The following is a 465-nucleotide window of genomic DNA, read 5'->3' on the forward strand; positions in this document are numbered from 1 at the left end:
CGCCGCGAGGCGAGCACCTGGCGCAGCGACCTCGAGGAGTTCCGCCGCGCCTCGCCGCAGATGGTCGAGCTCCTCCGGGTCGACGGGGAGACGGCGGACCGCTCGCGCCTCGCCTACCCCGCCCCGCCGCCCGGCACGACGCCGTTCCTGCCGTCTGCGGCGCTGCCGGCGATCTCCCCGCGCGACGAGCTGATCGACGACTTCTACGAGGTGCTCGCGCTCGGCGTGGCCGACTACTACCGCAAGATCGGCGCGTTCAAGGGCATCGGCCTCGCGCTGTCGGGCGGCCGCGACTCGCTCCGCACGCTGCTCGGCGCCTGGCGCGCGGTGCAGCTCCTCCACCCGGACCTCGGGGGCCAGGCGCTGCGCGACCGGATGAAGACCGCGCTCCACGCGTTCTTCATGCCGTCGCGCTACTCCAGCGACGCGACGCACCGGGCGGCGGTGCAGATCGCCGAGGATCTC

Annotated in this window: 1 protein-coding gene; it reads left to right on the forward strand. The window is 74.4% G+C overall.

The genetic code is table 11. The features are described from left to right. Positions 1–465 (forward strand): hypothetical protein (locus tag BN4575_RS22855; RefSeq protein ID WP_218060806.1); only part of this gene is annotated, 465 nt, incomplete at both ends.

Origin of the sequence: Aeromonas sp. EERV15, assembly GCF_900079845.1 — a bacterium.
Taxonomy (GTDB): Bacteria; Pseudomonadota; Gammaproteobacteria; order Enterobacterales; family Aeromonadaceae; genus Aeromonas; species Aeromonas sobria.